22 protein-coding genes are annotated in these 23,626 nt (G+C 48.5%); 2 read left to right on the forward strand and 20 right to left on the reverse strand.

From position 1 onward, the window contains the following. Positions 1-24 precede the first annotated feature (24 nt). From PGL02S_RS01360 to PGL02S_RS01440, 17 genes are all read right to left on the reverse strand, one after another. The gene (locus PGL02S_RS01360; RefSeq protein WP_036637284.1) at positions 25-1,191 is read right to left on the reverse strand and encodes a purple acid phosphatase family protein; all 1,167 of its coding nucleotides are present in this window, start codon (positions 1,189-1,191) and stop codon (positions 25-27) included. Between the two features lie 168 nt (positions 1,192-1,359). After that, positions 1,360-1,761, reverse strand: coding sequence for a NusG domain II-containing protein (locus PGL02S_RS01365; protein ID WP_006210864.1), 402 nt, complete (start codon positions 1,759-1,761; stop codon positions 1,360-1,362). A 216-nt stretch (positions 1,762-1,977) separates the two neighbouring features. Further along, on the reverse strand, positions 1,978-2,448 hold the full coding sequence (locus PGL02S_RS01370) for a hypothetical protein (RefSeq protein WP_006210866.1): 471 nt from the start codon (positions 2,446-2,448) through the stop codon (positions 1,978-1,980). A 15-nt stretch (positions 2,449-2,463) separates the two neighbouring features. Next, complete coding sequence (locus PGL02S_RS01375) at positions 2,464-3,003, reverse strand: redoxin family protein (protein WP_036637282.1); 540 nt, start codon at positions 3,001-3,003, stop codon at positions 2,464-2,466. Positions 3,004-3,014: 11 nt separating this feature from the next. Beyond that, positions 3,015-3,545, reverse strand: coding sequence for a MauE/DoxX family redox-associated membrane protein (locus PGL02S_RS01380; RefSeq protein ID WP_036637280.1), 531 nt, complete (start codon positions 3,543-3,545; stop codon positions 3,015-3,017). 22 nt (positions 3,546-3,567) lie between these two features. After that, positions 3,568-4,212, reverse strand: a complete 645-nt coding sequence (locus tag PGL02S_RS01385; RefSeq protein WP_036637278.1) for a hypothetical protein — start codon at positions 4,210-4,212, stop codon at positions 3,568-3,570. 226 nt (positions 4,213-4,438) lie between these two features. Then, positions 4,439-5,044 carry a response regulator transcription factor gene (locus PGL02S_RS01390; RefSeq protein WP_036637276.1) on the reverse strand — a complete coding sequence of 202 codons (606 nt, stop codon included), beginning with the start codon at positions 5,042-5,044 and terminating at the stop codon, positions 4,439-4,441. Beyond that, positions 5,041-6,162 carry a sensor histidine kinase gene (locus PGL02S_RS01395; RefSeq protein ID WP_036637274.1) on the reverse strand — a complete coding sequence of 374 codons (1,122 nt, stop codon included), beginning with the start codon at positions 6,160-6,162 and terminating at the stop codon, positions 5,041-5,043. The genes PGL02S_RS01390 and PGL02S_RS01395 overlap by 4 nt, the downstream gene beginning before the upstream one ends. Positions 6,163-6,175: 13 nt before the next feature. Next, positions 6,176-7,309 (reverse strand): DUF418 domain-containing protein, encoded by a 1,134-nt coding sequence (locus tag PGL02S_RS01400; RefSeq protein WP_036637272.1) that lies wholly within the window; start codon positions 7,307-7,309, stop codon positions 6,176-6,178. Between the two features lie 272 nt (positions 7,310-7,581). Next, a complete protein-coding gene (locus PGL02S_RS01405) occupies positions 7,582-9,036 on the reverse strand; it encodes a carbon starvation CstA family protein (protein WP_036637270.1) in 1,455 nt (484 codons plus the stop codon). A 196-nt stretch (positions 9,037-9,232) separates the two neighbouring features. After that, positions 9,233-9,970: a LytR/AlgR family response regulator transcription factor gene (locus tag PGL02S_RS01410; RefSeq protein ID WP_036637268.1), complete on the reverse strand. Its 738-nt coding sequence runs from the start codon at positions 9,968-9,970 to the stop codon at positions 9,233-9,235. An 18-nt stretch (positions 9,971-9,988) separates the two neighbouring features. After that, positions 9,989-11,740: a sensor histidine kinase gene (locus PGL02S_RS01415; RefSeq protein WP_036637266.1), complete on the reverse strand. Its 1,752-nt coding sequence runs from the start codon at positions 11,738-11,740 to the stop codon at positions 9,989-9,991. Positions 11,741-11,916: 176 nt separating this feature from the next. Continuing rightward, positions 11,917-12,528 carry a GNAT family N-acetyltransferase gene (locus tag PGL02S_RS01420; RefSeq protein ID WP_036637264.1) on the reverse strand — a complete coding sequence of 204 codons (612 nt, stop codon included), beginning with the start codon at positions 12,526-12,528 and terminating at the stop codon, positions 11,917-11,919. Positions 12,529-12,543: 15 nt separating this feature from the next. Next, positions 12,544-13,221 (reverse strand): DUF6320 domain-containing protein, encoded by a 678-nt coding sequence (locus PGL02S_RS01425; protein WP_036637263.1) that lies wholly within the window; start codon positions 13,219-13,221, stop codon positions 12,544-12,546. Continuing rightward, positions 13,218-14,489, reverse strand: coding sequence for an alcohol acetyltransferase (locus tag PGL02S_RS01430; RefSeq protein WP_036637261.1), 1,272 nt, complete (start codon positions 14,487-14,489; stop codon positions 13,218-13,220). Before PGL02S_RS01430 ends, PGL02S_RS01425 begins: the two co-directional genes overlap by 4 nt. A 23-nt stretch (positions 14,490-14,512) precedes the next feature. After that, a complete protein-coding gene (locus tag PGL02S_RS01435) occupies positions 14,513-15,127 on the reverse strand; it encodes a YkoP family protein (RefSeq protein ID WP_051449101.1) in 615 nt (204 codons plus the stop codon). Between the two features lie 330 nt (positions 15,128-15,457). After that, the gene (locus PGL02S_RS01440; RefSeq protein ID WP_036637259.1) at positions 15,458-16,060 is read right to left on the reverse strand and encodes a TetR/AcrR family transcriptional regulator; all 603 of its coding nucleotides are present in this window, start codon (positions 16,058-16,060) and stop codon (positions 15,458-15,460) included. Between the two features lie 149 nt (positions 16,061-16,209). Between PGL02S_RS01440 and PGL02S_RS01445 the strand changes: the two genes are divergently transcribed. Both PGL02S_RS01445 and PGL02S_RS01450 read left to right on the forward strand, forming a co-directional pair. Continuing rightward, complete coding sequence (locus tag PGL02S_RS01445) at positions 16,210-17,610, forward strand: cytochrome P450 (RefSeq protein ID WP_036637257.1); 1,401 nt, start codon at positions 16,210-16,212, stop codon at positions 17,608-17,610. A gap of 217 nt (positions 17,611-17,827) precedes the next feature. Beyond that, positions 17,828-20,098 (forward strand): Ig-like domain-containing protein, encoded by a 2,271-nt coding sequence (locus tag PGL02S_RS01450; protein WP_235187295.1) that lies wholly within the window; start codon positions 17,828-17,830, stop codon positions 20,096-20,098. A 578-nt stretch (positions 20,099-20,676) separates the two neighbouring features. Here the strand turns inward: PGL02S_RS01450 and PGL02S_RS01455 are convergent. The 3 genes from PGL02S_RS01455 to PGL02S_RS01465 form a co-directional block, all read right to left on the reverse strand. Then, entirely contained in the window at positions 20,677-21,708 is a 1,032-nt protein-coding gene (locus PGL02S_RS01455; protein WP_036637252.1) for an aminoglycoside phosphotransferase family protein, read from the reverse strand. A gap of 624 nt (positions 21,709-22,332) precedes the next feature. Further along, positions 22,333-22,941 carry a YdcF family protein gene (locus PGL02S_RS01460; protein ID WP_036637250.1) on the reverse strand — a complete coding sequence of 203 codons (609 nt, stop codon included), beginning with the start codon at positions 22,939-22,941 and terminating at the stop codon, positions 22,333-22,335. Positions 22,942-23,054: 113 nt separating this feature from the next. Next, on the reverse strand, positions 23,055-23,615 hold the full coding sequence (locus PGL02S_RS01465) for a hypothetical protein (RefSeq protein WP_036637248.1): 561 nt from the start codon (positions 23,613-23,615) through the stop codon (positions 23,055-23,057). Positions 23,616-23,626: the final 11 nt, after the last annotated feature.

Genomic DNA, 23,626 nt, shown 5'->3' on the forward strand with positions numbered 1-23,626 from the left:
CGAGTTGTTATAATAACTTTTTTATTAGATGAAATCTCTTCTGCCCTCAGTGTTTTTTCGTATCTGCAGTTGGTCAAATAACCACCCCTGGTCATCGACGGCACGCAATTCCAAACGGTCCGTTGTAACAACCACTTGAAGAAAATGCGGTACGGCCAAGGACTGCGATGTATGCCACTCTCTCTTGGGAAGCAGCCAGTCCGGCATGGCCCCGGCACCACCTGCTACAATGTAAACAATCCCATGATCGTAATCAATTATCCCGTCTCGGAGCGGATGGCTTCGCTCATATACAATCGTGTGCGAGTTCATAACCAAATCCACTCCGTACTCTTCAAATACCGGACAGAGCTGCCGGAGAGCCTCCACTTGGTAACCGCCTGAAACATACGGTGGATAGTGAAAAAACACGATGTTCCACCGCGCAGACGACGATTCCAAATCACGCACCATAAAATCATATTGCGGATTTCCCGGACCCATCACCCCGGAGCTGTAAGGATAATCCTTCTCTTTTATCAAATCCGTGCTGTCCAAACAGACGAAATGAACATCCCCATAGTTGAAGGAATAATAGTTCCGAGGTTCAGGAAAAGCAAAAAGGTCATAATACCAGGATGCGTTGTCCTCATGATTCCCCAGGCAGCTGTAAAATGGCGTATCCACAAAAAAATCGCGGCCGGGTCCGAAGAAATATGTATTCCAATCCTCATCGTTCTTCCCGTCATTGACAACATCCCCGACAAATAAGGCAATATCGGGTCTATACTGCTTCATCTGGCTGAATATCCTCTGATTGATAAGACCGTCTGTAGCATCAAACCCGCTGTATCCTCCGGTTTCGCTTGTCACCGTAAAGGAGAATGGCACACCGCGTCCTGCCGCGGTCTTGAACATATACAGCTTGGATTCAATCTCACCTGATTCATTGCGTGAGTGAATCTTGTAATAATAGATGGTCCCCGGCTCAAGACCCTCTACTGTAATTTGGTGAATCCTGGATTCAGACCCGACAGTGAACGTGCCGAATGGCTTATCCGGCAACTTGTAGTTCCCTTGATATCCGCTGTGTATTCGCTCAGCCAGCAAGACGTCCACTCTGGAGGACGCAGGTAACGAAGTTTCCCACATGACGGTTATACAATGCTCAGCCGGGTTTTGGAGATACGGTCCTTTTACAATGGAAAGCATTTTACTCCCCCATCCATTTTATTTCTCGGCAATGTGTTGTTATGCGACTCATCCTCTAATTATAACGATCTTTCCGCGAAAAAGTTACGAGTGCTTCACCATAACATTGGCCTTGAAAAACCGAAAAAAGCCGACTTAATCAGCCGGCTCCTCCACTATTCTATTCGCTTATCCAACCACGGCATCCAGATCCGACTCTCCCTGTTCAGTCTCCGGAACCAACACTTCAACCACGACTCTTGTCGGAACGCAAATGATCTGCTGGTATGGCTTTGAAATAAACCCCATATCCAGTGCAATGCTCTTCGGAGCATCCGAATATATCATCTGTATGCCGTAATCATAAACTTTCAGCGTGTTATGGCCATATTTGGTCTTAATATCAATGACACGCTCGTCTCCGATCAAAGGGACCGTCTCATATTCCTTACCATTGACCGTGATCAACGCCTGGAGCTGCCCCTGCTCATACGCCACATGCTGATGGCTCCACCATTGAAGAACCGTTACAGATCCAATAATCAGGATCATAGTGAACAAAATGATATCCCCTCGTTTTACTTTAGCCATGGCCGCATGCCCCTTCCAACCCTATTAGGAAATTAAGTATGCATGATTTATGACCAAGTTGAAATGATTTCCGTCATAATCTCCAATTTCCTGGATGTTTGTTCGGCTAACAGCTTGTACAAAACGAAAGGGGGACCTGTTTATTTGTCCATTGGTCCGAAATCAGCATAGGTTCGGCTGAATTTTTGCGAGAATGCACTGATGATTGCGAACAGCTCAATACATATCCGTTGACCTGCATGCACAGATGACATAACGTCCATAGACCTGTGCGCCCTGATAACACCAATCCCGTCCGATGTAAGGATGCGCTTGTTGGGAGATGCAATCCTGACACTTCGCCCGCTGCCCGACCGGATCACTTGTATACCACCACCCGGCAGGATAAGGACATAACCCTTTGCAATCAGTGATTACCGTGTTGGGTGTACAAACGATATAATCTGAAGGGCAGGAGGCGTCTGCCCCGCAGCCCGTGCAATATTGTCCGTGCGGAGGTCTGCAAGGGCCCGCGGCGAACGAGATTTTGACGATTTCATCATCGTCAGGCCGAACCAATATCTTGGCCAGCGTCTCTGCCGTCTTTTGCGCAAATTGGTTCAGAAGCGATTTGCGATTCATTTTCCGGGTAACCTGACTGATCAGCACCTGTGTCTCTTCATCCTTGCTTTCCGGCTTCCGCCACATGCTCTACACCCCTTCTTAAGAAGCTCTTGCTGCCTTCGCATACGCCTCGAGCTGTTCCCGGCTGTTAACCAGTCCCTTGTGCCGAATGACACCGTTCGTATCCACCGCATACGCATAAGGTGTAACCTGCACATCCAGATGGTTGGCAAACTCCGAACTTACGATAAGCACCTCATCCTCATATGCGATTTTTCGGATATAATCCGATGCTAAATCCACAGACGAGAATAACAGCAGGACCGGTTTCACGTTGTTCATCTCGGCAATCCGCTTGAAATCCGGCAAAATGTCGGCGCATTCCTTACACGTCGGTGAGCCAAAAAGCATTAAAGACGGCATGCCCATCAGCTCGCTGGTGGACCACTCAGTTCCTTGCAGCTTTGTTGTCACGGCTTCGGGAATTTTTTTGCCGACAGGAATACCGGATTGATTCACGCCCCTCGCGGTGCCCATCACCATAATTCCCAACTGCCGGAACAGGACCAGATTCAGAATCACCAAGGGTACAACCAGAAGCCATAGAATGGAATAAGAGATCCAGAAGAATGTGTTCATCGGCAGCCTCCTTAAAATCTTTTGAGTTTGGCATAATGAGATGCGGCAATATCGCGGTACAATCGGATCGCATGCAGGGCATCCGGAACCCCCACCATGATGAGCAGTGCAAGCAGCAGCAGCATGGCCTCCATTAGCAGACCTGTTATGGCGAAGGAGTAACCGTACACAAACCAGTCGGGATTGCTGTATGCCGCCAAACCGATGGAACCCATAACTAAATTGAACAATATCAACGGCCAGCCCAGCTTGGAATTAATCTGAGGACCCAGACAGCCGCAGTCCACCCTCCCCTTTATCCTAATGAAGTAAGCCACACCCAATCCCTGAGTGAAATAAAGTACCGAGATGATCAGGAAGCTGACAGCTGATGGAAAGCAGTATATCAAGGTAATCGACACCACTTGTGAGAGGATGAGTTGAGCATGCAGACGGGCACTTCCGGGAAAATGATCCGGATCACCGAATATACGGCTCCAGACAAAACTCACCACCGACAAAAGCATGGGAAGCGTAACCGATATGGCAACAAGCTCATACATAGGTCTATCAGGCTCCTTAACTTTAGTAGCTGATGATCCAAATGATGGATCCGATGATCAGCAGCATGGAAACGGCTTGCCGCACCGCGGTGAGCAGCGTGATGCTGCGTACTCTTTTTTCAAGCATGCGATATACAATGGAGCGGATCAGCGGCAGGCTGAATACCATCCCCCGAACGAACCCGAACGTTATGCCGGCCAGCAAACTCAGCCACCACGGTGAAGCAAACAGGGAAACCAGAATATAGGCGTGAAACAGCACGCCCACTTGCAGCGTGATGAATCCCAAACCCAAAATATGTCCCCATAATGCAGCAGAGCGATAACCTGCGTGCTTGATCCACTCCGATGGAACGATGAAATTGCCTGATGGAAGAATTCCCGTTCGATGAATCAACTCCAACACCAGGAATACGGCAAACAGCGTGATAATGATGTAGTTCTGATACAGACCGACAGGGGTGAATTTGAGCAAAAAATTAAAGAGCCCTATTGCCAGTCCCGTCACGGCTCCTCCCAGCATGCAGGACGCAATATACACAAGCGCATATCTGAATTTGCTGACCTTCGTGCTGTCCAGGCTGCCCAATACATTCAAGCCGCAGGTTGTATCCACACTGGCAATGGCGGCACCGATGGCAAAAATGAATAGCAATATCGACAACAAATCATTCCACCTCCCACAATTCCTTTCGGAATGAATGCTCCATCACTTCATCTTATGAGGGACGCTTGTCGATTAATTACGGAAATAATCCATAGGGCTTGGGCATGCTCTTTACATGGCTATCTAATTTAGAAAAAAATAAACCGTCCATGGACAATATCCATAGACGGTTTCTGCTTATTCCTATTGCTGGATACGTGCTCAGGATCATGATGCACAACACGAATCAGAGCCACCCTTTATCCTCCGCGATGGCGGCCGCCTGCTGCCTGGAATCAGCCTCCAGCTTCTGAATGGCAGAGGACAAGTAATTGCGTACGGTCCCTGTAGTCAGAAAAAGAGCCTTGCTAATTTCGCCTGTCGTCATCCCTTCCTTGGTCAAGCGAAGCATTTCGATTTCCCGCTCGCTCAGCGGATTCTCTCCCTTCATGAACAGTGCCGCCGCCAGATCGGTGCTGACGACTCGCTCGCCCTTCATGACCCGCCGAATGGCCTCGATCAGGAAATCGATCGGCTCATCCTTTAAGAGATAACCCTCCACCTGCGCATTCATCGCTTTCTGCAAATAGCCGGGGCGCGCGAAGGTTGTAACGATCATAATCTTGCACGGTAAGCCGACATGCCGGATATTCTCGGCAAGCTCAAGGCCGTTGATGCCAGGCATCTCGATGTCGAGCAGGCATATATCCGGCTGATGATGCCGTATTGCTTCCCATGCTTGTTCCCCGTCCGGCACTTCCGCCACCACCTCGATATCGTCTTCGAATCGGAGCAGCGAGGCGAAAGCGCCGCGAAGCATTTTCTGATCTTCGGCAATGATAATCCGAATCATGAATCGTCCTCCTTCTCGTGCTGGTGAATCGGAAGTTTCAGGGACAGAACCGTCCCTCCCGCAGGGGATGGGCAAATCGCGAAGGAGCCTCCTAAGATCTGCATTCGCTCCACCATTGACGGAATGCCATTCCCGCCTTCCTGCTGCGTAACCCCCTTGCCGTCATCTGTAATATGGATGACGTAGGATTGCTCCTTGACTTCCAGCATGATCGTGCACCGCTTTGCCCCGCTGTGCTTGATAATGTTGGTAGTAGCCTCGCGGACGCACAGCGACAGCATCGTCTCTTCCACGCTGGATAACAGCGGTGTCTTGCCATGATATTCAATATAAAGTGCGATGCCTGCCGTTCGGAGCAGTTCTACCGAATGCTCCAGTTCGCCGGGAAGAGAGATGAACTTCATCTCCGATACCAGTTCCCTCACCTGCTTGATCGCCGTTCTGGAGGTAGCCAGAATATCGCCTAGCTCCCGCTTCGCCTGGGCAGTATCTTTATCTACCCACTTGGTGGCCAGCTCGCTCTTCAATTTAATCATCATCAAGGTCTGTCCCAAGATGTCGTGCAGATCCCTTGCAATCCGCTGCCGTTCTTCCTGCTGAATATATTTCGCAATCTGCTCGTTCGCAGCATCAAGCTCTCCTTGAAGGCTTTTGGATTTCTCCTTGATATAGATGACGATGGGGTACACCGTCTGGATGATCATCACCGGCAAGTACACGGCATTAGATATCTGGAGCAGCGGTTCCATCCGAATGATGAACACGAACATAAAGGAAAGGGCAATGCCCGCGCTGCCGATCGCGATGTGCCCTTTGGATCTGGACCTGCCGAGCAGGTCGGCAAAAATAAACCCGAACCATAGGATGACCGGACCGATATACACCGCGAGGACCGCAAGAACGAACAGGCCGGACAATACGGCCGCCAGCAGCCCGCCGTCCCGGCGCCACAACGCAAAATAAAAGGAGACGAGAAACAGCAGGAGCAGCATAAGGCTGCTCCATAGTCCCAGCGCCCCATCCAAACGGAGCACGCGGTAGAATAAAAACACGATCAGCACGAAATCTATGAGCAAATAATTTTTAATTTGGTCTTTCGGATACAGCTTGTCGAGCATCCCTAACCCCCTGCTAATTTCTATCGAATAATCCTATTGCCGTTTTGCGGAATGTCTCCATGGGCCCCAGCCGGAAGCTTCGCAGCCACAAGGATGCAAATCCGAGAAGGGATACGGAGATCAGCAGCCAAACAACGATAATGGCGGCGGAATTCAGCTTGCCGGCCAGTCCCAACCCCCAGCCGTAGAAAACGGCGGATGCGATGAGGTTCTGGATCACATAACAACTCAAGGACATTTTCCCGGCATTCTCCAGAAGACGCCACAGCCCATCCCACTTCGTATATTGTATCATTTTGGCAATGATTGCTATATACCCTATCGACATCAGCGGGGCAAACAAGTATCGGACCGGCAGGTCGAATGCCCCACCCGGGATAAAAATGAACAGATTCAGAGGCAAACCGGCATATAGACCGATCTTCAACAGCTTCTCCCTCAGCTTTTTGCCATTCTCATCCGGTGAGAACACCCCTGCGCGCATGAAACGAACGCCCAGCAGGAACAGGAATATGTTCAGCGGGATGACGAAGATGGCCTCTATCCGGAGGGAAAGGAAGTTGGCCAGACGATACCCGACTTGATCAAGCCACGTCCCTTCTTGATATAGTGTGATAACGGCTTCGAAGCTGCCCGGCGATAGACCGCCGCTTGTCAGCATCAGTGCAAGGAGGGCCAGAAACATCGCTGCGTAGAGGCAACCGATAACGTTCATCGTGCGGGCGATGAGACGGTCGCCGCCCTTCACGATAAAGGCTGCAATAACGGCCGTCACGCCATAACTCATTAAGATGTCATACTCCATGACCAAGATAAAATGCAGCAAACCTTCAACGAACAGAAACATGACGGCCCATAAGTAAACGCCAGGCCATGGCTTTCCTATACGTTTGGCCTGACGGTACTTCATCTCCAGTCCGACGCCGAACATAATCGTCAGCAGGCCGAGCAGTTTCCCGTTCACCAGAAACAGCACGATCATGCGAAGCAAATCGTTCATCTCCCACCAGCCCTCGTAGTTAGAGGTGGTGATATAGTTCAGGTCTCCCGCATGAGCGAAAATCCAGATATTCGTCCCGAGCGTTCCCAGGATGGCGAAGCCTCTCAATATATCCAGCAGGCGGATGCGGTTCGTTTGTTGTTCCATGGTTGCCTTCCCTTCTTCCCTCGTAGGTTAATCTCGCAGCTTTATTGTAAATGCGAACCGTGAGGAACAACATTCACACCTGTAAAGAAATCCATATGACACCTGTCATAAGTCTGGGCGCGCATGAAAAAAGGTCGAAGACAAGAACTCATATAGAGCCTGTCTTCGACCTTTTTGGCCGTTCATGAATGAGAATTGGGGCTACGCCCTGTAGACTATCTACTATGGGGACAATTTCTTAGCTGTTGGCATCGCGGGATACGCGCTCTCGATCATGATGCGATGTTGCGGTAATCGGAGATATCCACCTCCAGCGACAGCTCGGCTGCGCGAGATTTCTGCGCCGCTTTGAAGAATAGGATCACGAGCACGACACTGATAACCGCACCTGCAACATACGATACATTCAAGGACTGCCTGAAGCCGATTTCGGCGTTCAAAATATACACCGTGGTTGTATAGAGTATAAACGCACCCGGAATCAGAGCCACCCAGTAATTCTTACGGGCAATGAACAGGTACATCGCACCGACAAACAGAGCAATGGCGGCTGTCGCCTGGTTGGCCCAAGAGAAATATCTCCACAGAATATTGAAGTCAATTTGCGTTAACGCAATGGAGATCACAAAGAGCGGAACCGCAATGAGCAGACGTTTTTTCATGCTGAACTGAGGTAGCTTGATATAATCGGCAATGATCATCCGCGCACTGCGGAAAGCGGTATCACCTGAAGTAATCGGCAATACGATGACACCCAGCACAGCCAGTGTGCCTACTACGGCTCCTAACGTTACCTTCGCTACTTCACTTACCACGAGACCTGTTCCTCCTGTAGCAAGCAGCTCATTCAAACCGTTGGCCCCTTGGAACAAACTCATGGCAGCGGCCGCCCACACCATCGCAATAATGCCCTCGGCAATCATCATACCGTAGAAAATTTTACGTCCCTGCTTCTCGGTCTGCGTAGTCCGGGAAATGATCGGTGTTTGGGTTGCATGGAATCCGGACAGAGCTCCGCAGGTTATGGTTAGAAACAACAGCGGGAAGATCGGCATTTGATCAGGATGAAGATTGGCTAGAGTCAATTCCGGTATGGGCACCTGCTGAATGATCAGCATTCCGCCGACACCTAATGAGGCAACTAGCAGCAGTGCACCGAAAATGGGATAAAACCGGCCGATGATCTTATCGATCGGCAGCAGTGTAGCCAAAATATAATAACCGAAAATAAACAGTGTGATGATCAACAGGCTGACTTTGCCGTTCATCAGGTTGTGAAGCAAACTGGCCGGTGAAGTAACAAAGACTGTACCCACCAGAATCAGCAGCAGGATCGCGAAAGCGTTCACAACATGCTTCATCACTTTCCCCAGAAACTTGCCTGCAAGCTCCGGCAAATGCGCGCCGCGGTTACGGATCGAGATCATGCCTGTCAGATAGTCATGGACGGCTCCGGCAAAAATACATCCGAGCACAATCCAGATAAAAGCAACCGGTCCATACAGTGCTCCCATAATCGGGCCGAAGATCGGCCCTACACCGGCTATATTCAGGAGCTGAATAAGAGAGTTTTTATTGGAGCTCATGGGGAGGTAATCAACGCCGTCCTGATTGACATAGGCTGGAGTGGCCCTCTCTTCTTTAACCCCGAACATTTTTTCAATGTATTTACCGTAAGTAAAATATCCGGCAACAAGCAGAATGATGGATATAATGAAGGTATACATGCCTTCGCCCTCCTCTATTGGAATCGCTTACATTGATTATAAACAATTCAGCAAGACGAGAGGTCGGTTTTGAGTTAACATGTCGTTCCCGCTCATCAAGATGCGCAAAATGAAGATTAACACGCATATCATGGCATGTACATCCAGCTCTATTTCTATATCATCCCTTACTGCATTGCTACCCAAACACCGCTTGCTATAACTCCATGGCTTCGCGAAACGCCTTGGCATAGTTTCGGCTCACAGCGAGTTTATCGCTGCAGTCCTTAAGCTCAAGCTGGAATGCACCGTTAAACCAGGGAACCAGCCTGTTAACATAATCCAGGTGAACCATGTAGCTTTTGTGGATTCGAAAGAACGGATACTTCTGCAGTTTGGCCTCCAGCTCCTTCAACGGGGTTTTAACACGGTAATGCCTATGGGCTGTGACGATCTTGGAATATGTATCCTCACGTGAGATATAGATAATTTCATCCGGATCGATAAATAGGATCTCGCCGTTCTCTTCCAGCGACAGCTTGCCGGAGGATTTAAGAGGAAGATGTGCGGCGGAAGCTTCTTTATGAAAAGCTTTTTCCAGACGCCTTACGGTCTCTGCCAGACGTTCCTCGTCAATCGGCTTTAACAGATAGTCCAGCGCTTCGAATTGAAAAGCCTCCACGCCAAATTGAGGATACGCCGTTGCAAACACGATTTGGGGGGGATTCTTCAATCTCGTTAATGCTCTTGCCGTCTCAAGTCCGTTCATCCGCGGCATTTCTACGTCCAGAAACACCGCTTCCGGCTGCAGCTGCATCGTCCTTAACACCGCCTGTTCCCCGGAATCTGCTTCCCCGACAATTTCCAATGCCGGATGCTGCTTTAATAGAAAGATCAGTTCTTCACGGCTGTAACGTTCATCGTCCACGATCAGTGTTCGAATACGTTCGGTCATGTGATGGGTCCCCTTCCTTCATGAATGGATTTTAACGTTAACTGCAGGCGGAATTCGGAAATTGATTTCGGTTCCTGCCGATTTGTCACTCTTGATGTTTAGTGATGCCTCGGGTCCATACATCAAGGTTAACCTTCGATTTACATTGTACACGGCCATTCCGGTTCCCGATGTTGAATCGAGCATTTGGCGGCCCAGGTACTGAAGCCGTTCCGGCGTAATGCCCTCTCCATTATCCCTGATCGTGACGGATACGCCTGAGGCAGGTTCACCCTCAACGAGGATATCGATGACACAGTTGTCCGTCTTGTCCCTGAAGCCGTGACGTATGCTGTTCTCCACTAACGGCTGCAAGGTCAGCGGCGGCACCAGCGCATGGAGCGCGACATCCTCCACCTCATAGCGAATAAACAGTTTATCCTCGAATCGAGTCTGTTCAATGCTCATATATGAACGTATATGCTGCAGCTCATCCTGAAGCGTCGCCTTCTCAGAGGTTGCTGCCGACAGATTCTGACGGATATAATTCGATAGATTCCGCAATAGTTTTCTTGCCTTCTCTGCATCAATCCGCGTTAAAGATAGTATGGTATTCAATGTATTAAACAGAAAATGCGGATGGATTTGGGCTTGCAGCGTCTTAATCTCAGCTTCTCTGGCAAGCTCCTTGGTTTCGGCCAACTGAGCGGCCTCCAGCTGGTAACTTAACAACATGGTAAGACCGGACATCAGTTCCTTCGTTACATGCGAGATATCCTTGGGACTGCTGAAATAGAACTTTAGGGTACCCACGGTGTGTTCCCCTTGTTTCAAGGGCCCGATGATCACCGCCCCAAGCGGACATTCCGTCTTCTGGCATTGAATATGATCCCGATCGGCGATCAATTGCTCCCCTTGTTCAATGACCCGGCGTGTTACTTCAGTCTGCAGCGGTCGGCCTGCTGCGTGGTGGTCATCCCCTGTCCCGATATGAGCCAGAATAACACGATCATCGGTCATGGCTATGGCACTGGCTTTGACTTCTTCGTATAAGATCCGGCATACCGCCTCCGCAGACTGTGGATTCATGCCCTGACGCATGTAGGCAAGCGTCCTGCGAGCGATACGAAGTGAGGTTTGGGCCTGCAGGGCAGCAATCCTCTCCTCTTCATTCAATACGGACCGGATAATCAGCAGAAATAAAGCACATCCGATCCCGTTTGCTACAATCATCGGAACTCCAATATATCCAACCAAAGACACGGCCTGTTCAAATGGCCTCGACAAGAGCAGGATGATCAGCATCTGAAGAGATTCTGCCAACGCCCCCATTAACAGTGCCGCTGAAAAAGAAACCTTCTCATTCTTCTTATGAAACAAGCTGGCCAAGTGTCCTGCTAATATGGTGGCCAAGCCACAGGCCAGACTCGTAAAACCTCCTAATGTAAAACGATGGAGTCCTGCTATCAGGCCTGCGCCGAGCCCGATTCTCCAACCTCCGAACATTCCGGCCATGACTACGCCGACAACCCGGGAGTTTGCAATCGCTTCTTCTCCGGTAACCTGCATCATCCATTTGTTCACTTCAAGCGATTCGGTATTTACGGTTATGCCCGTATACGTTCCGACGATACCCAGAACGCCAAAAACCAATATGGCTTGCAGCTGCTGCACAGGCGCCAGCTTGTCCTGACTTATCATCGTCCGAAAAAATCTCAGACGGGTAACAATAAAGGCAATCGTCACAATGATCCCGATCCGCTCGGTCATCGTGATCAGCAGTTCAAACATGGCGTCACCCCGCAATCCACATCTATTCGGTACTCAACATCTTCACTTCAGTATGAAGTATGCCGTTAAGCTGGCGATACATACTAAAGTATCATGGCTGAAGCTCAAAAAACAAGAAACCTCCCGCTTCGAATTGGAATCGAAGCCGAAGGTCAGAAGGTCGTTCTCTTTCAAGATTATCTATTCAGGTTTAGGTTGAGGGGCTTACTCCACTCCATATAAATGCGTTCATGGAATCCTGAATCCTCCGAGTGCCCTTCGGGCTTGCGTTCAATCTCCCGAAATCCTAATTTCGGATACAGCCGAAGCCCGGCTTCGTTGCTGTTCGCCACTTCCAGGACATAACGCCTGTAGGGCAGCTCCTTCATCACATGCTTCATCAACGCAGTAGAAACTCCTTTGCCGCGTGCTTTTTCCGTTGTGGCCACACATTCGATATAGCCGGTATCGTCATCGTATGGCAGCGCCAGATTAAATTCGTTTTTCATAACCTCATAAGCCAGTTTGCCGGTCTTGTCTCCAAGAGCATCCTGAAGCGGGGTTAACGCCACCGGCATCGCCCGCTGTCCGTTATGGGAACAAGCCAGAATCCCGATGATCACGCCCTGCACCTCGGCCACATAAAACACCTCGGGACTGAACAAGTCTTGAAAGGCTGTTTGCAGCGTGTTCCTGTCCTGCGTGAAATAGGACAGCTCGTTATAGTACCCGTCAACAAATACCTCGGCCACTTCCCTGCGAACGTCACGATCATAATCTGCCATTCTTCGAATCCTGATTGTATTCACCCTGCTTTCCTCCTGTCAAAAATGTAATCTGCGCTTGATGTCCTGGCGGAATCCCTTGTCAGCGAGCAGGCACATCCCGCCAAAGGTGAGCAGCGCGTACAGCGCAGCCGCAACGGCTGTCCATAACACGTGCGACATGCCGACGGCATACAGCAGCAAGGGGATAAATCCAAGGAGAATCAGGGTTAGCAGGTATCCTGCGAACTCCCGCCAACGCATTTTTTTCGTGCTGCAGATCAGCGTTATGAAAAAGGTTGCCGCCATCATCAGGAACGGGATCACGTAGCCCGTCGACCAGTAATTTGTATCCGCCACCACATTGATCCACAGCAGCATGCCGGACAATCCGAGCAGTTGAACGATGACCTTGCCGCCAAGATGTGATCGGGACATCAAGGTATGTCTGATGAACAGCCAGGCATACAGCACACAGGGCATCAGATACAGACTCCACCAAACATCGCGATTTCCCAGCGCGTTAATTATGACGGAAACACTGATGACGGATACAACAATAAAGGCGAGCCAGTTGGAGAGAAGACTGCTGGCACGCTCCTCCTCCCGAACCGTATAGGCGGGATACCATCGATTACCAGCTAATGATGCCGCGTCCTTGCCATGTAAGTTCCTACGGCACAAGGGACACGCTGCATGCACCGGATCTACGGTAACGCCACAGCTCTCGCATCTCATGCCCCCATCCCCCAATCATTGCTGATAATCCTCACGTCCAGACCGCTTAAGCCGGAGAGCTGGCGGAAGAAGTGTTGGATCACATCGTTTTCGACGATATTCCGTGCAAAGGTGATTGTGAGCTGATCGTTAATGGAGCATACGGCACAATTCATCGGGCTTTTGGCTGTGGGATACATCGTTGTTTCCATCGCTTCGATATGCGCTCCCATGCTGGCAGGAATATCGATTCGGCCGAGATTGGTAAGCGTGAGGGTTTTGGCTTCCTCACCGTAATGGTCGAATCCATACCGAATCGCGAGATCCTTCAACTTCAGGGGTGTAAATCTCGATAGAAGGTTCTTCTCGTACTTCATGCTGCTGGCCATCGCTTGAGTTAGATACGGCTTGGTTGTTTTTTCTTTCATCTGGGCTTGTACAATTTCGAGCACCTGCTCGAATGTCATGCCTGCTTCGATCCGCACGCCGATGTTGATAACCGCAAAAAAATTACGCAGGCTGCTGGAAGGAAAGATTTTTCTCAGATTCACCGGCATGCTGATCACAATAGGTCGGTTCTCGTTGTTCAAGGGAAGCGTGGAGTCATGAACCGCCATGATCAGAAGCGCCGTCAAGTAAGCAGTAAGGGTTGCCCCGTGCTGCTTGGCTGCTGCATTCAGCCGGGAGGCGTGAATCATTCCGTGGATCACGTTGTGACCATAAGGCGAAAAGCGCGTACCTGGAATCTGCAAGGCCTCCGGCGTCCTGATTTCCGAAACCGTGGAGGTATAGTGAGCCTTAAAGCTGTCCTGCGCTTCGGCATAACGGGCAAAGGAGGCGGGCGGCAAAATCAGCCCATCCCTGTCCTCCACACTCTCACCGATCCGATATAAATACTGGAATACCAGGGTTTTGAGAAACTCAAGCGCCCCTCCACCGTCGGTCAGTGCATGGAATATCTCCACACTGATCTTGTTGCCGTGATATAGAACCCTCACCAGACTTCCGTTAGATTCCGATAAAGTGACAGGTGAACAGGGATAGGCGTTTTCCGGTTTTACCATCAGACGTGTCTCCTTCTCCCTCAGGAATTTCCAGAACAGGCCGTTTCTCAGCTCAACATTCAATAGCGGAAATCTCGATATGACATCATCCAGTGCCGTCTGTAAAACTTCTTCGTGAACGGGGCTCGTCAGCATCATCGATAATCTGTAGGTCGAAGAATTCTCCCTTCCCGCCACCGCGGGAAACAGCTTCCCGGCATGGTCCAGTTTATACCAATCCTCCATGTATGGATCTCCTCCTTCAACCTTTAACCTTCAATCGTAGCCGATACCAGACTTGCCCCATATCCATCTTCATGTGCCTGCCTTCTATCCGACATTGAAAAGCGTTTCCTCAGCGAAGACCGGGTATGGATCAACATCATCGGGACAAGCAATTCGGTTCTTCGTTCGATGCGGCTTTTGCCCTCCGGGTGCATGACAGACAGCAGCATGCGGAGGTACAAAGTCGTTATCTTCTGAAAAATGTCTGGTTTCATCTCTTGATGCTCGAATCCGAGTCCATGCGTCAGGCCGCGGTGCAGCAGGGTAATTCCGACCAAGGCGCTGACCTCGCTGAACTCGGCCTGGCTTTCGTAGGCACAGCTTATCTGCTTCATGGATTTTCTTCCGAGCCTCGCGATTTTCAGAGCCGCACGATCCGGTCCTTCCGACCGAATTAACCTCAGGATCGTTTCGTTGTCCAGATGAAGCTCACCGATTAAATCTCCATTATGTATGACTGTGGAATCCTCACAGACGATGGGTTCCCCCTGATGCTTCTTAATCATCACTGTGCATATGCCAAAGTGTGAGATATGCGAGCTGCGAAACCGGGATATGAATGCAAAGATCCGTTCCCATATCATCCAGGTGCTCTGCATGACGGATTTAAGCAATTTGTGCAGCAGCTGTAACACCACCTTACTTTTTTTGATTGAATATTTCTTGCAATGAACGCCCCTGCAACATTCGTTAAACACATCATACCGAATATCCCGGCAGGGTCACACCGTCTCAGGTATAGCGCTGCACTCGGTCTCGAGGCGGAGATGCAGGCATAACTTGTTGCGATCGATGATTAATGCGAACATCCCGAATCGCAATGCGTGCTGTCTTGGAATTACATATTGCTTTTGATGCTGTACACAAACCAAAACAACCCTTGGTCTTCACCAAAGGTTGTCTGCCTAATTCCTATATCAACAATCTCACTAAGTTCTCTCTCCCCCAGAATGCTCCCCTCTCCCAATCAACCCGTAGTAGAATAGTCGATCAATATCCCGAAGCATAGTAGGGCTTGCTTGTGCAATGAATCCCGGACGCGCTAGCGCATCCTTAAACACTTGAATATAGAACAAAGCCGCTTCTATCGAAATATGGGGATCAATATCTCCTTCCTGCTTGCCTTGCTCAATCAATTTCACAAAAAAGGGAATCGTCCTTTCCTTGTAAAAAGCCTCGATATGCTCCCGAACAGACGGTTCATTGCTGATTTGAATAAAATCCACATTGATTTGATCCACGCTGTTCATTCTTGACCCCAACAACAATTTTAATTTTTCTTGAAAAGGGATAGGCTCTTCCAGGAGCTTCTCATACTCGTTCATGATTTTACTCATATAATCGATAAACGTCATACGTATAAGCTCTTCCTTACTGCCAAAATAATTATAAATGGAGACGGGAGACACGCGAGCGTGTTTCGAAATTTCTGTAATACTTGTCTTATCCACTCCATATTTGCTTATCAAATCGAAGGCTGTCTTCATAATTTGTTCTTTTTTCTTCTCCGTGCGTAGTTGATAGCCGTTCATCTTCTCACCTCTCGTATAAAACTATACTGAATGTTTTGTAATAATGCAATTCATATAGTTCAAAAACACCTTGCTTAATTCTGTTCGGGAATTTATTATGAATTATATGAATGTTTTCATTACAAATTATATAAAAAGGAAGTGTGATTATGAACAGAATCCCTGGACCCCACTCCGCCTTCGGCTGGAGGATCAATATGTTTCACTTTTTTCGCAGCCCTTTCGCATTTCAACAAAAATTGTTAGAAGGGTATGGTAAACTTTCGGCCCTGGGGCAAAGCGTCAAACCTTCAGTTGTATTTGCGTTTGGTCCTGAGCTGAACCGTCAAATTCTATCCAACCCGAACTTCTTTGAGATGAGCACGGCTCTTGTTAAAATACCCAAAGACACCGTTATGGGGGATTTATTCTACCATAATCTGCTATTAATGAGCGGTGAAAAGCACAAAGAGCATCGTCGCCTGATACAGCCCGCCTTTCTGCACAGTCAAATTGAAAGATACGGCCAGGACATGACGTTAATAACGGAACAGTTGGCAGACGAATGGAGAGGTCGTCCCCTGATTGACATTAACACTGAAATGAAAAAGTTAACGCAGCGCATCGCCCTTAAGACGTTATTCGGTGTTCAAAATAGTGAAATGATGGATACGATGGGGATGCTGATTAACCGGTTTACGAAGTCTTTTCTGCTTGCCACGCTTGCTCCACTCAATATTCCTTTCACTCCATACCGTCGCTCACTACGTAATGCACAGCAGCTTAATACTCAAATACGGTCCATGATTCATGAGAAACGACAGGAGTCTGATGCAACGGATGTACTTGCAGCACTTATTAGAGGACATGATGAGGAGGGCTCAGCATTATCGGATGAAGAATTAGTCGGACATGCATTCTCAATCTATACGGCTGGTCACGAAACCACTGCAAATGCTTTGACTTGGGCATTTTTTCTGCTGGTACAGCACCCGAATATATATGCAAACTTAATGGAAGAATTAAACGCCGTGATGGGTGGAAGCCACCTGACACAGGAGAAACTAAGTCGACTCTCCCTGCTGGACTATGTTGTCAAAGAGAGTTTACGTTTACTTCCTCCAGCTAGCATCGGCACCCGCATTACAAATGCCCCTTGTGAGCTGGATGGTTACGCTCTTCCGGAGGGCACAAATGTATTTTTCAGCCAATTCATTACACATCGTCTCCCTGAGCTTTACGAGGACCCAAATTATTTCAAGCCCCACCGGTGGCAGACCATCAAACCATCTGTGTTTGAATTCTTACCATTTAGTGCAGGACCTCATATGTGTATAGGTTGGCACTTCGCCATGCAAGAACTTAAGATCGTCCTCGCTGTTCTTCTTCAACGATTTAATTTTTCATTAGTGCGTAATGCAAAAATCACTCCGAATCTGATGATGCGGCCCATTCACGGCATGCCCATGCATATAAGTCTGAATCATGGCACATTTGAACGAGTTGACGTACGTGGTACCATTCATCGGGTTATCGACTATGGAGTCGTACCTGCTTGCCTTAGAAAATAATAACTTAACACGAATCCAACATCGGTTCTAATCGTCTATTTTTGTAATATTAAAAAGTAAACGCTTCAAAATAACACAGATTTGTATTTTTATGTTAGTTTCTTCATTTCGACTGCCGTTGAGTCAATTAGATTTACATCATACTGACAAGGATGTGAATAAAATGATGCTTTCACATTTACGCAGGTGCGGGCTCTTGTTTCTGGCGGCAGTTCTGATGGCTACAATTGGTGTTCCAATCCCCCATGCTCAGGCCGCTGCGTTGATTACGTTGGATTCTCATCAGGACGGGCAAACGCTGCAGCCGGGTGTGACTGAGTTATTCGGAACCTACTCCGGTGTATATGATCTCCAGCTCATCGTTAACGGTGAATGGGTAACGGACGTTCAGATGGATGATCCCAATGGGGATGACAGCGGGTCCTGGTCTTACTCACTCGATACAAGTCAGCTGGATGGCTCGGTCGAGATTGTCCTTAAAGCAAACGACGCGGTAACACGATATGGCATCTGGTCTCCTTGGATCCACCTTAACATCGATAATCCTGCGGCTCATATTCCGGACGTGCAGATTACCAGCCCTGCTGAGTTTACACAGCAGAACGACACCATTAAGGTTGGCATATCAGCCGAGGGTAAAAACCCGATAGCCCTGGTTGAGCTCCGCATCGACGGCGGCGCATGGATGCAAATTCCTTCTGCACATAATGGATACACATACGAATTTGACACGTGTCCATCCCCGCAGCAGGTTCACAGCCTGGAAGCCCGCGCCACCGATACGTATGGCAATACAGGTTATAGCTTAACGGTTTATGCAAGTTCCGGTAATCCATTACCCATTAACGAAGGTGATAATTCTGCTGCTGTTACCGATGCCGTGTATCCTGAAACGGTAACAAGCACCACCTATGGTCCTGAGCCGATGCCGGATCAGGACCGTGCAATCTGGATCTGGGAGAATGCCTCCTATCCACTGGTGCTGAATCCGAATTCGCGAAGCGTGCTCTCTTCTATGGCCAAGGATACAGCTACGTTTAATCAACGGCCGATTAAGACCCTTTATTTAGCTGTAGGTAAATATAACGGAGCTGCCATGCTGGAGGATTACCGAGGTGAGGTTCAACAATTCGTAGAATGGGCACACGGCGAAGGTTTCTATGTTCAAGCATTAATCGCCGGCGGCACCACTCCACCTTATTTCGGAGCGTATAGTCGTTATCACCCTCATGCCGTCAAGGAATTCGAGCAAATCTTGAATTACAACCTGGCTTCCTCCGAATTGGCCCGCTTTGATGGCGTAAACGTGGATACGGAGCCGTATATCCTGCCCGATTTCAAAACGGCAAAACCTTCCGTCCAAATCCAGTACCTGGATATGCTGAAACTGCTGATGGAACGCAAACAGGCATCTGGTCTCACCTTGTCCGTCGGCGCGGCCATTCCAAGATGGTACGACACCTCCGCCGATGCCAGCAATATCGCATGGAACGGAGGAACCAAATGGCTCTCTGAGCATGTTCAGGATACGGTGGACTACATCTCGATTATGGATTACCGCGATCAGGCGGAGGGCAGTGCGGGCATTATTGCGCAAGCGCTGAATGAGCTGGCCTATGCCAATTCGATTGGCAAGCCGAAATCGGTTGTGATCGGGGTTGAGACAAAAGATATCGCGGATGGCGGAGATCCTGAGACCATCAGCTTTCATGAAGAAGGACGCATCTACATGGAACAGGAGTTAAACAAGGCGTACAACGCTTTTCAGAACGACCCGGCGTTTGGAGGAATCGCCCTCCATCATTACTCGTCCATCGTTGATTTTCCAAGCGAGTGGGGACCGGGCGGCTACACATGGCAGCCTCCTTCGGATCAAGAACCGCCGAGTACGGTCAGCGGGGCAGAAGCAGTTACATTTGATTTTCAGCGGATTAACGTATCCTACGATATGGCAACGGATAACACTGCCGTGAATGAGTATCGTGTCTACAGGGGAACCGATGCCGCTTTTAACATTGGGCCGGATACTTACGCAGGGACTTCGAAAGGGCTCAATTACACAGATACGGGGCTCCTGCCGGATACGACCTATTATTATAAAATCACGGCCGTGGATATTAGCGGCAATGAAGGAGCCCCCAGCGCAGCGGCCACCGCAACGACGGCTCCCTCCGCGATGAAACCCATGGTCATCGACCACATGACCATCGTCTATTCCGCCGGTACGGCCAAAGTAACCGTGAAGATGGTGGATATGGAAACAAGACTGTCGGTAACCGCCAAAATCAGCGGACGCTTCACTCATATGGCCGGCAAGTATGTGAATGCCGCGACGAATGCGGCTGGCGTGTTCCAATCCCAATCCGAATCGGTCCCCGTATCCCGAGGCCAGATCGGCTTCCTGCCGCGGCGAATCATGGCCGACTCCTATTATTGGGCCAGCGCCTACGATCAGCTTCCATACCCGACGGTGATATGGGGGCCTTGATGCAAAAAACCGCCCGGGCATAAGCTCGGGCGGTTTGGCATATTCACTTCTGTATCGTAGGATGAGAACATCGTGACATCATAGGGGCATAGTTGATGTTACGCAGCAGCACATCCACTTTTTCGTCAACAGATACAGATCCAATAAGCCTCGTGCAATTACCGAATAATTCGGCCACTCTGATCGGGTCGTACTAATTCAAATCTTTGTTTTGTAATCCATCACTACGCATGCGGATCATGCTTCCGATCCCTGTTGCCCCCAGATTTCTGATTATCCTATGATATGGTTGAAATCCGGGGACAAAGGGGACCGCTTTCGCTTCTCCAGCATGATTCCACCTTCTTCGTTGGAGTAGGAAACCAAACAGAAACCTCTCTATGGTAATGGAGGTTGTAATCACCGCCATTACAGAGAGGTTTCTTTATCAAATCTACTTGACTTGTACAAATATCTTCACATGAAACATTGGATTATTATCCGCATATAGATAATTGCTGACAAGGCTGTTCACTATATTCCCTTTTTAAAATCAATCTTTGTATTTTTCAGGTACATATTCTATGTTGATAATGCCCTTAATCAAATTTTATCGATATATTCCTCATTTCATAAATTTTTTGCAAGGTATCAAGGTGCATAGATTTATCCCCGGGCGACTCCGCGAATGTATACCACTCCACAAGCCTGTATCCGAACATAGTAAGGATTAGTTCATGGACACAATGATCGGTGATATGGGACACATCCACATATTCCGAAAAACCCCTGTAATAAGCCGGAATGCATTTTTGGTAGTATTCAACCATATGACAGACGTCTGCTTCGTCCGCTATTAAACTCGCGATGTCCTCGCCCATGTACCCCCATCCAGCGGTATCCCAGTCAATCAGTGCGATTTTCCTGTCCGAGTAGAATATGTTTGCCACCCAAAAATCTCTATGGCAAAACACAATTGGCAGCTTTTCAATGCGACTGAATATTTCGTCCGCATGGTTATCTATGTCTATGAGCATTTTACATAGGTGCTTCGGAATTTCGCAGTCGTCGGAGCGTATATAATCATACAAAACTTTCCACGACTGATACCGCAGATAGGAGCTTTTTACGAAGTCAACCTCGCTTACATTGATCAGATTCAGTAATACATCCGATTGCTTAGCATATAGCTTGCCTTGAAACCGCCCCAATTCCTCGGCTGCACGTTCATACATTTCGGAGGTTAGATTTAAGCCTGACACCCCCTCAATATGTTCCATCCATAACTGTATCTCATCACCGTTCATTTCCCCGTAATAACATTCTGGCCAGCGGAGAGAATCCGTGAAAAACTTTGCGAAATCCGATACATAGAGGTCGTATTCCCTCCGCCATGAATCAGGGTCGCCGTGGCGTTCCCATTTTTTCTGTGTTTTCCACACCACCTTATACGGCAGACTCTCACCGTCGGAGGTTTCAGCCATCCCCGTAACAAGCCTAACATCCCCTAATGTCCCGCCTTGCAACTCTTTGAGTTGATAATCTGCGCGTACTACCGTCTTGTCGAGCATTTTACTCAAAACAAGTACCAGTATTTGGGGATTTACGAATTTTTCATCATGGTTGTTCATTTAATTGTAGCCTCCCTTTTACCCTTATGTCGCATGGCAATCGCCTTTTGCCACGCGAGGCAGCAATTTGACAATGCGCGAAACTCGCTGAAGTTCCGTAACCCTTCCGGGTATTACACCTATCGGCGTCGGTTCCGCTTCGATATAGGCGTATGGTTTCAAATCAGTCATTGAACCGATTCCCTCCTACAAAATCAGAGTTGTTTTCGGACATAAAAATACCGCGAACACGCAGCCTCCTAAGAAGCTGCTGTTTCGCGGCGAAAAGCCAGAAGTCGGCTTATGATCAAAAAGGGATACGACCGTCATCGTATCCCGCTTAACAGCAGTATTCACGAAAGGTTACTGATTACGGCATAGCTATAATCAAAGATTGGAACTTACTATGCCTGATATTCGGTTAAGGGAAAACCACCATTACCATATTAGCAGTCATTTAAAACATCTCCTTTCATAAGAAACAAGAATTGAAATGCCCTTACACATCCATAGTTTGGCATAATCACTTACGGGTACTCAATGTAAAATTTAAATATAAACAAACTTTATTTGGTAAGCTGCTCTCCAACAGATTCGAACCTTCATCGAAGAACCGCATACACACAGCCAAAATCCTGACATTTTTCAAATATCAATTTCCGCATCCATAAAATATCGGCCCTTTACGCCACTGATCACTTTATTAAGTTCACCCATCGCTCGTTTCACTTCAACAGGCTCGATCCACCAATTATCTCTTCTCCCTTTGGCACGATGGTCCGGGCTCCAGACAAACTCATACCAAGGCGGCATGAAGGTCTTGAGCAGGAGCTGGCATCGGCGCATATGACTGGGCGCACTGACAAACAACAACCGCTGGATTTGCTGTAATCCAAGGGCCCGGTCGAGTACGATCAGGGAAGCTATCACATTCTCTTTGGTATGGTTAGACATCGTTTCAATGAAGATGGACTCCGGTGGAACCCCCATCTTCACGGCTTCATCTCGCATCATGGTCGCCTCTGGTTGATCCCATTCACCGAATCGATCTCCGCCAGCAAATAAAATATAGGGTGCGCGACCATCATTGTACAGTTCAACCGCTTTCCACACTCGATCCAGATTTTTGCCCCCAAATACAAAGATGATATCTGCCAATTGTGTGCCGTCATCAACTTCGGATTCCGCTCCGAACACCACTTTGGTAATCTGTTCTCTCGATAATGCCTCTGGATTCATCTGTGAGATCAGCATACGAGCACCTCCCATTTATTGTGTTGATGGCAAACCATGCCTGCAATCTTTCAAAGAAAAGGGACCACCATGCGATCATCCCATACCTGAGCTTCGATGTATCGTTCAGGTCCCTACTGTTTGCTCCAATACTCGGGATCTCCCGTTTCATACAACTTCTCTCCCTCTTTATTGAAACTTCGGATCGTGATCGGTGAGTTTAAATCATCTTTCATAAGTGCGTACCATACCGTCAGAGAATTGTTTTCTATTATAGTGGCTGCTTTATTTTCCTCACTCAACAGCAAGATATGGCTGGTTTCCGGATTATTCACAACCCCGTACAGCATATGAATATTTTCCGAGTTGGATTCGATACCAAACCAGCTCAGATCATTTTCCAAAGCCACTTGATTCTTTCCGATATACTCTTTTACTCTAAAACCCCCGTAAGCCTCTTCTACTGTTACTACCCCGACTTCGCTTTGGATTGTTGAAAAAAACACAAGTGTTCTTGCTCTATCCATGTGTATATGCAGCACCTCATTCAAATCGGTCTCCAAGGAATGAATAGCTTCTTCGATTTGGTTATATACACTTTCTTTTCTTAGCGGCCCTGCAAATAAAAACCAAAGGCAGATCACAATCAACATCACGGATATAACCATTGCGTTTTTGTTAGATAATGGCATCATAACGCAGCCGA

Source organism: Paenibacillus glucanolyticus NBRC 15330 (genome assembly GCF_004000885.1).
GTDB classification, from domain to species: Bacteria; Bacillota; Bacilli; order Paenibacillales; family Paenibacillaceae; genus Paenibacillus_AQ; species Paenibacillus_AQ glucanolyticus.

Excerpts from the sequence above, each read along its gene's own strand:
- PGL02S_RS01360 (WP_036637284.1), bottom strand. The coding sequence starts at position 1,191 with ATGCTTTCCATTGTAAAAGGACCGTATCTCCAAAACCCGGCTGAGCAT.
- PGL02S_RS01365 (WP_006210864.1), bottom strand. The coding sequence starts at position 1,761 with ATGGCTAAAGTAAAACGAGGGGATATCATTTTGTTCACTATGATCCTG.
- PGL02S_RS01370 (WP_006210866.1), bottom strand. The coding sequence starts at position 2,448 with ATGTGGCGGAAGCCGGAAAGCAAGGATGAAGAGACACAGGTGCTGATC.
- PGL02S_RS01375 (WP_036637282.1), bottom strand. The coding sequence starts at position 3,003 with ATGAACACATTCTTCTGGATCTCTTATTCCATTCTATGGCTTCTGGTT.
- PGL02S_RS01380 (WP_036637280.1), bottom strand. The coding sequence starts at position 3,545 with ATGTATGAGCTTGTTGCCATATCGGTTACGCTTCCCATGCTTTTGTCG.
- PGL02S_RS01390 (WP_036637276.1), bottom strand. The coding sequence starts at position 5,044 with ATGATTCGGATTATCATTGCCGAAGATCAGAAAATGCTTCGCGGCGCT.
- PGL02S_RS01395 (WP_036637274.1), bottom strand. The coding sequence starts at position 6,162 with ATGCTCGACAAGCTGTATCCGAAAGACCAAATTAAAAATTATTTGCTC.
- PGL02S_RS01400 (WP_036637272.1), bottom strand. The coding sequence starts at position 7,309 with ATGGAACAACAAACGAACCGCATCCGCCTGCTGGATATATTGAGAGGC.
- PGL02S_RS01405 (WP_036637270.1), bottom strand. The coding sequence starts at position 9,036 with ATGTATACCTTCATTATATCCATCATTCTGCTTGTTGCCGGATATTTT.
- PGL02S_RS01410 (WP_036637268.1), bottom strand. The coding sequence starts at position 9,970 with ATGACCGAACGTATTCGAACACTGATCGTGGACGATGAACGTTACAGC.
- PGL02S_RS01415 (WP_036637266.1), bottom strand. The coding sequence starts at position 11,740 with ATGTTTGAACTGCTGATCACGATGACCGAGCGGATCGGGATCATTGTG.
- PGL02S_RS01425 (WP_036637263.1), bottom strand. The coding sequence starts at position 13,221 with ATGAGATGCGAGAGCTGTGGCGTTACCGTAGATCCGGTGCATGCAGCG.
- PGL02S_RS01430 (WP_036637261.1), bottom strand. The coding sequence starts at position 14,489 with ATGGAGGATTGGTATAAACTGGACCATGCCGGGAAGCTGTTTCCCGCG.
- PGL02S_RS01435 (WP_051449101.1), bottom strand. The coding sequence starts at position 15,127 with ATGCAGAGCACCTGGATGATATGGGAACGGATCTTTGCATTCATATCC.
- PGL02S_RS01440 (WP_036637259.1), bottom strand. The coding sequence starts at position 16,060 with ATGAACGGCTATCAACTACGCACGGAGAAGAAAAAAGAACAAATTATG.
- PGL02S_RS01445 (WP_036637257.1), top strand. The coding sequence starts at position 16,210 with ATGAACAGAATCCCTGGACCCCACTCCGCCTTCGGCTGGAGGATCAAT.
- PGL02S_RS01450 (WP_235187295.1), top strand. The coding sequence starts at position 17,828 with ATGGCTACAATTGGTGTTCCAATCCCCCATGCTCAGGCCGCTGCGTTG.
- PGL02S_RS01455 (WP_036637252.1), bottom strand. The coding sequence starts at position 21,708 with ATGAACAACCATGATGAAAAATTCGTAAATCCCCAAATACTGGTACTT.
- PGL02S_RS01460 (WP_036637250.1), bottom strand. The coding sequence starts at position 22,941 with ATGCTGATCTCACAGATGAATCCAGAGGCATTATCGAGAGAACAGATT.
- PGL02S_RS01465 (WP_036637248.1), bottom strand. The coding sequence starts at position 23,615 with ATGATGCCATTATCTAACAAAAACGCAATGGTTATATCCGTGATGTTG.